Source organism: Haladaptatus sp. (assembly GCF_049589095.1).
In the GTDB taxonomy this organism is placed as follows: domain Archaea; phylum Halobacteriota; class Halobacteria; order Halobacteriales; family Haladaptataceae; genus Haladaptatus.
The window spans coordinates 1-9,107 of sequence record NZ_JBAWAC010000553.1; the positions used below are offsets into that span (position 1 = coordinate 1).

9 protein-coding genes are annotated in these 9,107 nt (G+C 59.4%); 2 read left to right on the forward strand and 7 right to left on the reverse strand.

Annotated features, from left to right (window positions below; all coding sequences use genetic code 11):
* The 5 genes from WBV42_RS17495 to WBV42_RS17515 form a co-directional block, all read right to left on the reverse strand.
* Complete coding sequence (locus tag WBV42_RS17495) at nucleotides 1-648, reverse strand: hypothetical protein (protein WP_423987159.1); 648 nt, start codon at nucleotides 646-648, stop codon at nucleotides 1-3.
* Nucleotides 649-960: 312 nt separating this feature from the next.
* On the reverse strand, nucleotides 961-2,556 hold the full coding sequence (locus tag WBV42_RS17500) for a response regulator (RefSeq protein ID WP_423987160.1): 1,596 nt from the start codon (nucleotides 2,554-2,556) through the stop codon (nucleotides 961-963).
* 122 nt (nucleotides 2,557-2,678) lie between these two features.
* Nucleotides 2,679-3,401 (reverse strand): ThuA domain-containing protein, encoded by a 723-nt coding sequence (locus tag WBV42_RS17505; RefSeq protein ID WP_423987161.1) that lies wholly within the window; start codon nucleotides 3,399-3,401, stop codon nucleotides 2,679-2,681.
* A gap of 73 nt (nucleotides 3,402-3,474) precedes the next feature.
* Nucleotides 3,475-4,203: a ferredoxin--NADP reductase gene (locus WBV42_RS17510; RefSeq protein ID WP_423987162.1), complete on the reverse strand. Its 729-nt coding sequence runs from the start codon at nucleotides 4,201-4,203 to the stop codon at nucleotides 3,475-3,477.
* Nucleotides 4,204-4,381: 178 nt separating this feature from the next.
* Nucleotides 4,382-5,107 carry a helix-turn-helix transcriptional regulator gene (locus tag WBV42_RS17515; protein ID WP_423987163.1) on the reverse strand — a complete coding sequence of 242 codons (726 nt, stop codon included), beginning with the start codon at nucleotides 5,105-5,107 and terminating at the stop codon, nucleotides 4,382-4,384.
* Between the two features lie 178 nt (nucleotides 5,108-5,285).
* On the opposite strand from WBV42_RS17515, the gene WBV42_RS17520 reads away from it, so the two are divergent.
* Entirely contained in the window at nucleotides 5,286-6,209 is a 924-nt protein-coding gene (locus tag WBV42_RS17520; RefSeq protein ID WP_423987164.1) for an SDR family oxidoreductase, read from the forward strand.
* Between the two features lie 73 nt (nucleotides 6,210-6,282).
* Nucleotides 6,283-6,654 carry a DUF4112 domain-containing protein gene (locus tag WBV42_RS17525; RefSeq protein ID WP_423987165.1) on the forward strand — a complete coding sequence of 124 codons (372 nt, stop codon included), beginning with the start codon at nucleotides 6,283-6,285 and terminating at the stop codon, nucleotides 6,652-6,654.
* Nucleotides 6,655-6,673: 19 nt separating this feature from the next.
* Here the strand turns inward: WBV42_RS17525 and WBV42_RS17530 are convergent, their stop codons facing one another.
* The gene (locus tag WBV42_RS17530; RefSeq protein WP_423987167.1) at nucleotides 6,674-7,732 is read right to left on the reverse strand and encodes a TrmB family transcriptional regulator; all 1,059 of its coding nucleotides are present in this window, start codon (nucleotides 7,730-7,732) and stop codon (nucleotides 6,674-6,676) included.
* Nucleotides 7,733-7,758: 26 nt separating this feature from the next.
* A partial coding sequence (locus WBV42_RS17535) for an alpha-amylase family glycosyl hydrolase (RefSeq protein WP_423987166.1) occupies nucleotides 7,759-9,107 on the reverse strand: 1,349 nt, incomplete at its 5' end.

Sequence of the window (9,107 nt, forward strand, 5' to 3'; positions counted from 1 at the left end):
CTACTGATTCTGTTCGACTTCGAGGATACGGGCATCACATCCTTGGCAGGTGGCGGCGACGACTTCCATCGAGCGGCAGCAGGATTCGACTGTTTCCTGTTCCGCGGTGATGTCGGCACCACACTCGGGGCAGGTGTCGAGGAAGATGCGGAGACCGCTCAGGATTCGACTCTGGTTATCGACCGAGAGTTTGTCCCAATCGTCATAGCGATCACTCAACTCACGAGCGGCCGCGAGGTCGGCGACGAGTGCGGCGTGGGACTCCCACTGACCGAGTCGCCGACCGTCCATTCGGGCGATGAAGGCGGCATCGTGTTCTTCGAACTCCAACTCCTCTTCATCCGCGCCGAGGATTCGACTCAAGTCGCTCTTTTCCGCGCCGTCCTTCATGACTCGTTCCATGTTGTCGTGCCATATCTGACGGAACTCTTCGTCGAGACAGAGGTCGTCGATTTCATCACAGGGTTGAACGACGCTCGCATCGACGAGAACGTTTTCCGGTTCGCGGTCCGTCGGTTCCGGTGATGCCGTCTGGACGGTCTGCATTTCGTGTTTGTCGAATTTCTTGAGCAACCAGCCGGGGAAGTACGTTTTCGTAAACCACGGGGTTCCAGGTACGAGATACCCACGAACGTAAATCGTGGCCATACTGAACACAAAAAATGCGATTCCGATAGGCATTGCCGCAAATGTCAGAATCGTACTAGCGACGACGGCGATTACGACGTTGACGATTGTACACGGCGTACAGCGGTTTTCGCCGGTGTATTCCGGCTGCCGGAAGCGGTCGATAACACCTGAAAGCTCGGTACTCATTTCATCTCTATCATTTTGCCTCATCACCATATACTTATTGTTGGATGATTCTAACAATGGTTAAAAACAAATCAGAACAAAAGAAAACTGGCTCGCCACCCGACGACTGGTGAATCGACTACTCGGTCTATAATGGCAAATCGACTATTCGGTTGGCGGCTCTGCTCGTTGGAGGCGAACCGTCACGACGCTCCCCCGCGGATGATTGGTTCCGAAGATGAGTTCGCCACCGAACTTCCCGACTATCCAGTTCGTCAACCACAGGCCTAGACCACTTCCGTGCTGGAGAGCGGTTTCCCGCCCTTCGTTTAGCACTGCCTGTTCATCCATCGGTATCCCCGGTCCGTTGTCCGTGACTTCGATTTCGATCCAATTTTCCCGTTCAGATTCGACGCTCCTCACCGAAACCATCACGCTAGGAACTTCCTGATCGTTATGCTTGATTGCGTTCTCGACGATTTCGGTAATGACCGTATCGAGCGTCTTGTCCGCACAGACCCACGCCGTGTCCGGAAGGTCGGTCGCGAGGTCCACGTTCGGATACGTTTCCCGAAGGTCCGAACACGTCCGCTCGATCAAAGCAGTGATTTCGACGGCTATCCGCTTCTGACTGCGCTTGTCCAGCGTTCGACCGATTTCACGGGCCTTCTCACTGACATCTATCAGGTCGCTCGCTTTTCGCTTGATGATCTCGGCACTCTCGGTGGCTTCGGGAATCGCTTCCTTGAGGTTGTCCGCATGGCCGAGGACGACGTTGAGGTCGTTTCGAAGGTTGTGTCGGAGGATTCGATTGAACACCTGCAGTCGTTGTTCCCGCCTGAGCAACTCCTGTCGTGTTCGAACCGAGTTGATGGCGTACGCCACGCTGTTCCCGAACTTCGAGAGAACACGTCGTTCCGTTTCGTCGAACGCGTATGGATGATCGGAGTAGACGTTCAAAACACCGTATACGGTTTCTTCGTGTTGGATTGGAATCGTCGCCTTCGAGTAGTACTCCCGGTTTGGTCCGTTCCAACGCCCTTCGGACGACGAATCGGGACCGATATCGTGTGTCACCTGTCTCGCTCCCGTTTTCAACGCACGGGAGGCATGTTCCAACTCGTCTCGATCCGCGTCGTCGGAAAGCACCGTATCTAGATGTCCCGTTTCGACTCCGGTGCGGACCCGAGGGACGACTCGATCATCGTCGTCCACTTTCCCCATCCATGCGAAGAGATATGATTCGGACGCCGCGAGTCGTTTGCAGACGGCTTCTTCTATTTCTTCACGGGTCGTTGCTTCGAGGAGTGATTGGCTGACGTCCCAGATGAGATCGTTGATGGCCATCTGGCGCTGAACCGTTTGTTCGGCCCGTCGGTGAGCGACGGCGTTCTCGATCCGGTTTGCGAGGGCGACGAACTGCCGTTTTCCGGTTCCTTTCTTCAGATAGTCGGTAACCCCCGCGGAAATGGCCTCGCTCGCTGTCTTTTCGCTTCCGCCGCCCGTCATGAGAATGTACGGTATTTGCGGGGCGATCTCTTTCACCGCGCCGAGCAGTTCGAGCCCATTCATTTCCGGCATCTCGTAGTCACTGACGACGCAGTCGAACTGTTCCAGTTCGAGGCGGGCGAGAGCGTCCGATGGGATGGTTTCCGTGTGAACGGTCACATCCGCTATTTCCTGTGTCAGGATTTCAGACGCGACCTTTCCGAAGAACTCGTTGTCTTCGACATGTAGCACCCGAATCGGGCGACGTTCCATTCTACAATACAGGTCTCGTATGTGATCAATATATAACTTTGTCCTCCACGTAGGGATCAAATCTCGTTCTATTTTAGTGACTGTTCGTCTCAGTCAGTCTCTCGGGGAAGTTTCCACCGATGTCAGTGGGTTTCCGGTGGTTCGGGAACGTTGCCGAACGACGGTCGCGATGCCTCGTCCGGAGCGGCCCATTCGACGGCGTTCCCCAGGATTTTTCGGATTTCCGGCTGTCGGTAGATCGGATACGTCTCGTGTCCCGGTCGGAAGTAGAAAACACGCCCCGATCCGCGGCGGTAACAACAGCCACTTCGGAACACTTCTCCACCCTCGAACCAACTGACGAAGACGAGTTCGTCCGGGGCGGGTATGTCGAACTGCTCGCCGTACATTTCGGCGTTCGGGACGACGACCTGTTCGTCGATTCCGTCGGCGATGGGGTGCCCGGAGTCGACGACCCAAAGGCGTTCGCGTTCACCGTTTTCCCGCCACTTCAGGTCACACGTGGTACCCATCAACTGCTTGAATATCTTCGAGAAGTGGCCGGAATGGAGCACGATGAGCCCCATCCCGTCGAGAACGCGTTGCTGTACGCGCTCTACGATTTCGTCCGCGACTTCGTCGTGTGCGATATGCCCCCACCACATGAGGACGTCCGTCTCCGCGAGTACCTCCTCGGTGAGCCCGTGTTCAGGCTCGTCGAGGGTCGCCGTCCCGACGTCGAATCCCTGCTCTTCGAGCGCCGACGCGACGACGGTGTGAATGCCGTCCGGATAACACTCCTTGCTCGCTTCGTCTTCACGTTCGTGTCGAAACTCGTTCCACACCGTGACGCGCGTGCTGTTCATATACGGTTCCTCGTGGGTCGGTCGATTCACTGTTTCGGAACCCGCAATCGCCGCAGGGACGATCTGTTTTTCCTCACTCGTCCGAAACCTCGTCTTCTTCCCACCCTTCGCTGTAAATCCGCTCCTCGGGAACCCCGATTTCCTCCAACTCCGCTTTCGTCTCGACGACCATTCCGGGAACGCCACAGCAGTAGAAGTCGGTCGATTCGGGATCAGGGACGACGCTTTCGACGTGTTCTTGGACGTGTCCGGTTCGGCCGTCCCACTCCTCGTCGGAGAGCGAGTAGGCCACGGTTAGGTTTTCGTTTTCAGCTTCCAGTTGGTCCAACGTCTCCCGGTACATCACGTCGTCCTGTGTCTTCTCCCCGTAGAGGAACGTCGCGTGACCATCGCCGTCGCGGAGGTAGTGTTTCACCATCGCCACCATGGGCGTGATTCCGGTCCCCGTCGAAACGAACGCCACGTCGGAATCCAGGTTTCGAAGATACAGGTTGCCGTCCGGTTCCTCGATTCGGATGGTATCCCCCGGAGCTCGCTCGTGCATGTACACGGAGGCGGTTCCCTCGTCGTATCGTTTTATCGCCAAAACGAGACGATCCGTTCCCGGAAGCGTCGTGGGCGTGTACGGACGAACGACTTCGTCGTCGTCGCCCGACGCATCCACCTCGCTTGCTTCGCTCGCATCGAAGTGCAACTGTGTGTGTTGCCCGGGTTCGTAATCGAACGGTTCGTCGTCGGCCAGTTCGAACTGCTTCACTCGGGGCGTCATCCGATGTGCCGACGTGATTTCTACTTCGCGCATGGCAGAGGAGGACGGCACGACTGTCCGTAAACGAACTGCCTGCATCTTCCACCCTGCACCTTCCACCACTCCGTCGGAACACCCCCCGAATCTAGCGCTGACGCGGTCCATCGGCGAGAATATCCGTAGCGGTAAGCGGAGTCGAACGCTCCCGGTGCAGTTCGAATTCCTCCTCCGCCTACGCGGCGACGGCTTCGTTTCGACTTTCGACATACGCCGGAAAGGTACCATCGGTACCTGTCAACAACAGTCCCACCGTATCCTCCGCTACGACCAGTTGTATCGGCGGTTCTTCGTCACAGAGATAGAAATCGTACTGGTCGCTCGCGGCCACCTGGCTCACGTCCCGCGCGATATCCGGGTTGTCCTGTAGCTTCCGATAGAAGTCGGCCGAGAAGACGACTTCTACCCGCTGGTTGCTTACTTCGGTCGCCCGTCTGTGCGCCGCCAACTGGAACGGATCCAGTGCGTAGATGAGCGCTTGGACGTGGCCATCCGCGGCCTTCAGCCCCGTGAACCTCCTCACGGGAAGTGTCGGGTCGGTGCGACTCGCCACCGAAACCGTCGCATCGTGAAAGTGGCGAAGATCGATGTCCAACGCCTCGGTCGGCACCCATTCGATCACTCGATTCAGCGTTCGAACGGTGTCTGCCGTGTCGAGAGCCCGAGCAAACTCCTCGTACATCATCTCACCGAGTGGGGTGAGGCGGTACTGCCATCCTTCGCTTTCGACCCATCCTTTCCCTTCCATGTCCGAGAGCGTTCGTGAAATCGTCGTCCGCGTGACCTCCGTTCTCTCCTGTAGTTCGGCGCGCTCACACGGCCGCTCGGAGAGTTCTCCGAGAACACGAAATCGATGCTCGGAGCGAGCGAGAAATTCGATATCGTCTAATGAACTGGCCATCGGTAGTTGCTTGTCACGCGTTGTGTCCGTATATACGCGCGGATGGGAACGATACGTACGGATGGGAAGCGAGGAATGAGAGCGTACTCTGGTGTGCGGGACGCGCACGGTGGGCGCTCCCTGCACAATGGTCGCCGGTTTGTACATCCCGAATCGGTGCGTCTGAAACTACGACAACATGACCACTACTGAATCCGACGAAGCCGTCCTCGTTTACGGTGCTACCGGTGTCCAAGGGGAAGGAATACTCGAACAACTCCTCGACGACGGTCATACCGTGCGGGCCCAGACCACCAGTCCGGAACGAACCGATACGCTTGAGCAACGAGGTGCGAAACCCGTCGTTGCTACTCTCGACGATCACGACGCGCTCCGTGCCGCCAACGAGTCGGTCTCGAAAGTCGTTCTGACGACGCCGAGTGGATACCCAAGCGAGACGGTACGACGACTCGGGAAAAACGCCATCGACGCCGCCGAGCGGGCCGCTGTCGACCTCTTCGTACTGAACACGAGTGCCCCGATACCTGACGACGAACCCGACGTAACGTACTACGAGGATCGGCGTTTCTTGGAACGGTATCTGGAGCGGAGCAGCCTCCCGTTCGTCTCGCTCCGTCCCACGATATATCTGGAGAACTTGGTGGAACCCCTTGCGGCAGAGCAAATCGTGAACGACGGGGTCGTGGCGTTTCCTGCTCCATCGGAGATGCTTGCCGCTTGGATCTGTGTGGAGGACCTCGGTGCCTTCGTCGCCGAGACGCTGACTCATCCCGAGTGGTCCGGACGACGCATCCCGATCGGCGGCCCGGAAATCCTCACCGGAACGGATATCGCCGAGCAGTTTTCGGTGGCGATGGGCCGGTCCATCGAGTATCGGCAAATCCCGCTCGACGAGTTCGAAGCGCAACTCTCGGAGACGATGGGACCGGACGTGGGGAAGATGATTCCCGAGATGTATCGGCGGGTCGAGCGCCATCCCGGCAGTGGATTATACGAACGCGACGCCGCCGAATTACGGCAGTTGTTCCCGGATATCGATCTCACGTCGCTGAAGACGTGGATCGAACGACGAGACTGGCAGCGATTCGCCGACTCGGCCTGACAGTACCCCTATTCTACGAGTTTCGACGGACTGCCGGAACGCATAACCTGCCCGAGTACCTGGATATACTCCCATGAAACACGCCGACCTCCCCGAAAATCTACCCCGCTACAAGCGAAAATCGATCGAGCGGGTCCGAACGGTGAGCGACCTCCTCGACGAGGCGTTCCGCGTTCCCGGCACGAACTTCCGGGTCGGTATCGACCCGATTCTCGGCCTCCTCCCGGTCGGCGGCGACGCCGCGTCGGCGATCATCTCGCTTTACATCGCCCTCGAAGGGTATCGGCTGGACGTCCCCCGTCACGTCCTCGCCCGCATGCTCGCCAACGTCGCCATCGACGCGTTCGGCGGCGCGGTTCCCGTCCTCGGGTCGGTGTTCGACGCGACGTGGAAGGCGAACCGCAAGAATCGGGAACTGCTCGAAAAACACGTCTCGAACCACTGATCCCCTTTTCGGATTCTGTCTACTCCGCGAGTTCGAGCGTCACCGCTTCGGCTTCGAAATCCTCGACGAACGACCCCGAACCCCCGACGCTTATCTCGCCCTCGTCGGTTTCGATGACGAGTGCCGCTTCGACCGGGAACGCGTTGGATGCGGGTTCGAGCAGCCCCTGCCGAACGTCGATGAGGAGGCCTTCGATGGTTACCACATCGCTATCACCGCCGACCGGTCGCCCCCGAACCCGGGCGACGATGGCGTCGTTCTCGCGGAGGTGGAGCGTCGCTTGGAGCACCGCCGAGCGGAAGTCGTCGAACGTCTTCGGAAGCTCCACTGGTTCGGCCGCGTACACTTCGTTCGCCATCGGCCAGTAGTTGCCGAGGAATGACCCGACGAGGACGGGGACGAGTTGCTCCTGTGCGAAGGTGATCGCCTGCTTCTCGCTGTTCGACCGAACGATCATCTCGGTCGGCGCGACGAGGCCGAACTGCTTGTCCACCGTGAGCGTCGTCGGCATCGGTTCGCGCCAGACGCGGACGGTGCTTGCGAGTCCGGCGAACTCCGACCCATCGATGTCGTCACGATGGATCCCGCTGAGGACGAGCAGGACGAGGACGCCGCGTTCCACCGCATCCGCGAGTTCGTCGGCGACTTCGGGGAGATGTTCGTACGGTATCGAGAGGGTGACTTCCTCGTTCGCCTCGGCGAGGCGGTTCTGGATCCGCTTGATGACCGTGACGCGGGATTTGATGACCTCGAACTGGTCCGGTTCGCTCGTCGTCGCGGAGTAGCGTTCGTCCAGCGCGGGTCGCATCGTTTCCACCCGGTCGGAGAGCGTCCCGATGACTCGTTCGGGCGGGTTCGCCCGAATCATGGTCGGGACGACGTGGTCGTTCACCTCCACGAATCCCCTGTCGGCCAACTTCTCGCTGGTGCTGTAGACGTAGCGTTTCGAGACACCGGCGTCGTCGGCGATGGTGCTGGCTTTTGCCTCGCCTTGTTCGAGAATCGAGAGATAGGTATCGACCTCCTTTTCGGAGAGACCGAACTGGCGGAGGAGGTTTTCGAGCGTGATGTCGTCCATTTCCTGACTCATGATTTCTCGGGTACCTATTTACTTTCCTCGGTGGCCCGAACGACGACGACGTCCGAAACCGACAGTTCGATTTTCGAATCACTTTCCGCCGCGGTGGGAACCCGTCCCCCGGACACGAGGTCCACGTCCTCGACGCGCTCGCCGATTCGAATCGTCTCGCTCCCGTCAGAGAAGTTCAACGCAACGACGACCCGCGAATCACCATCGTCGCGGGCGAACGCGACGACCGACGAGAAATCGCTCTCCCATTCGATTCCCTCGACCGTCCCGTCCTTGAGCACGGGATGTTCGTTGCGGGCTTCGACCAGCGACCGGTGGAACGCGGTCAACTCGTCGTCCCCGTCGTCCCAGCGCATCGTCCCGCGGTACTCGGTCATGCCGCGCTCCTGCCCGTAGTAGATCATCGGGGCGCCGGGGAGCGTGAACGTCGCGGCGGCCGCGGCTTTCAGCGCGTCGCGGTCACAATCGTCGAGATACCGCGATTCGTCGTGGTTTTCGACGTATCGGAGGTGAACCGCGCTCTCGGGGAAGCCAGCACGCTCCGCGTCGGCGAGCGCGTTGAACACGGCGGATGCGGGTTTTTCACCGTTTCCGATTTCGCGCAGAGTTCCGTACAGCGTCGTGTCGTAGTGCATCGTGAATTCACCCTCGTGGTAGGCCGGGTCACGCGGGATCGTCTCGTCCAACAGCAGAAAATCGTCGGGCACGCGCGCGGCGACTTCCTTCCAAAACTCGTGTGGGACGCCCCACGCCACGTCGCAGCGGAACCCATCAACGAGTCCCGCCCACTCGTCCACCACGTCGAGCAGGAATCGACGGACGGCGAGCGAATCGAAGTTGTAGTTCGGGATTCGATCCCAGTTGAAGTAGCGTTGTGCCCTCGCCTCCCCGGTTTCCTCGTCTTCCTCCCAGACGTACCAATCGCGGTACTCGGGCACCCCGGCGGCGCTCATCTGGAACGCCGGGTGGTCCCGCGAGGAGTGATTGATGACGAGGTCGAAGACGACCCGAATTCCGGCGTCGTGGCAGGCCGACACGAAGGATTCGAACTCCGCGCGCGTGCCGAGGTCCTCGGCCGTCTCGAAGTAGTTCGTCGTGTGGTAGCCGTGGTCGGTCGGGCTTCCCAAAATCGGGGTGAGCCAGACGCAGTCCACGCCGAGCCATTCGAGATACGGAAGCCGACGTTCTAACTCCTCGAACGTGGTATCGACCGTCTCGCCCGCGAACGACCGGACGAAAATCTCGTACACCGTCGCGGATTCGGCCCACTCCGGCGGGTCGTTGGGACTGTGAATTTCCACTCCCTCGCTCCGTGGCACCTCGCTTCGCTCGGACCCACTTCGCTCGGACAGTCCGAGTTCAC

Bases quoted from the DNA above. Each gene is read 5' to 3' on its own strand.
- WBV42_RS17495 (WP_423987159.1), bottom strand. From the start codon at position 648: ATGGCCACGATTTACGTTCGTGGGTATCTCGTACCTGGAACCCCGTGG.
- WBV42_RS17500 (WP_423987160.1), bottom strand. From the start codon at position 2,556: ATGGAACGTCGCCCGATTCGGGTGCTACATGTCGAAGACAACGAGTTC.
- WBV42_RS17505 (WP_423987161.1), bottom strand. From the start codon at position 3,401: ATGAACAGCACGCGCGTCACGGTGTGGAACGAGTTTCGACACGAACGT.
- WBV42_RS17510 (WP_423987162.1), bottom strand. From the start codon at position 4,203: ATGCGCGAAGTAGAAATCACGTCGGCACATCGGATGACGCCCCGAGTG.
- WBV42_RS17515 (WP_423987163.1), bottom strand. From the start codon at position 5,107: ATGGCCAGTTCATTAGACGATATCGAATTTCTCGCTCGCTCCGAGCAT.
- WBV42_RS17520 (WP_423987164.1), top strand. From the start codon at position 5,286: ATGACCACTACTGAATCCGACGAAGCCGTCCTCGTTTACGGTGCTACC.
- WBV42_RS17525 (WP_423987165.1), top strand. From the start codon at position 6,283: ATGAAACACGCCGACCTCCCCGAAAATCTACCCCGCTACAAGCGAAAA.
- WBV42_RS17530 (WP_423987167.1), bottom strand. From the start codon at position 7,732: ATGGACGACATCACGCTCGAAAACCTCCTCCGCCAGTTCGGTCTCTCC.